This is a genomic window from Bartonella sp. LB28NMGDW (assembly GCF_042194435.1).
Classification (GTDB): domain Bacteria; phylum Pseudomonadota; class Alphaproteobacteria; order Rhizobiales; family Rhizobiaceae; genus Bartonella; species Bartonella grahamii.
In genome coordinates, this window is the sequence record NZ_JBHIMX010000096.1 from 1 (window position 1) to 1173 (window position 1173).

General features: G+C 38.7%; 2 protein-coding genes. Both read left to right on the forward strand.

Features of this window, described 5'->3' with window-relative positions:
• Positions 1–43: 43 nt before the first annotated feature.
• Complete coding sequence (locus ACFIKG_RS09360; RefSeq protein WP_375652206.1) at positions 44–364, forward strand: hypothetical protein; 321 nt, start codon at positions 44–46, stop codon at positions 362–364.
• Positions 365–367: 3 nt separating this feature from the next.
• Positions 368–952, forward strand: coding sequence for a hypothetical protein (locus ACFIKG_RS09365; protein WP_375652205.1), 585 nt, complete (start codon positions 368–370; stop codon positions 950–952).
• Positions 953–1173: the final 221 nt, after the last annotated feature.

Sequence of the window (1173 nt, forward strand, 5' to 3'; positions counted from 1 at the left end):
TTTGACTAATGATGTCATTAATTATGACTCAAAAGGAGCAATGATGAAAGCTGTCATCACTAAGCCAATGTGTGTTGTTGGCGACAATAAAAGCACTGTTCGCTTTGAACCATCAACACCCAATAATCCATTTGTTGAAGTTTCCAATCAAGTCTACGCACGTCTCAAGCGCGCTAATGCTGTAAAACCTTTTATTGGAGTCAAGACAACAGCAAAAACAGACAAGGCAGTTGAACAAATTAAGCAGATAAAACAAGAAGCCGTACAAACATCGTCTGAGCCAGTGACAGAGGAAATTCCACTCGAAAAACCAAAAGCACCTAAAACTTCCAAGTCATCAACACCTACCCCCAAAAAGGCTTAGAAGTTGAAATTAATTATCCACCAAAAATGGTATCTTCAACAGGTAAAAGATACCTTCACAAACCTTCAAGCACCACGCCTTAATTGGGCTCTGCGTAATGCTCTAAACACTGCAGCAAAACAAGTTGAACGCTTTACTGAAAAGCAAGTTGCAGACATCTCATCAGCCCAAATAAAGCGTATAAGAAGAGGTGTTTATATTAAAGAAAAGGCGACAGCAAGGTTTCTTGAGACAGATATCATTGGTTCTGGAACACCAATACCTCTTAAATTTTTTAAAGCAAAAGAAACAAAACGCGGCGTAACTTACACACTGTTTGGAAAGAAAGAAATCTTACCCCATGCTTTTATCAAAGGTGGGAGTTTTCCAAAGCGCGTTGAATTAAAAAAGCTGAATGGGAATGTGTTTCAAAGAGCCGATGGAGATCAATTCCCCATTGCAAAACAAAAAGGACCCTCCATTGCTGGGGTGATGTCCAAGCCAGAAATTGCAAGTGCTATTGTAAAAAAAGCCAATGAAAGACTAATTAAAAACATACAGTACCAACTTGCTCGTCAAGAATATGCCGCCAAGATGAAAGCTAAATAATGTTCTTAAGCTATGTCAACACACTACTCACTTTAATTGTAATTTTTAAAGCAGATTATCACTTGCGCTTTGGTTTTTCCCAGAAAAAAATCAATAAAATCAATGCAAAAGGTACTTCCCAGCGGGTTGGGTCTGTTGCGGGGCAGGCTAGCGCGAACTATCGCTAGCGACAGAATTTTCAAATTGACTGTACATTGTACACTTAACTCATTGATAAATAA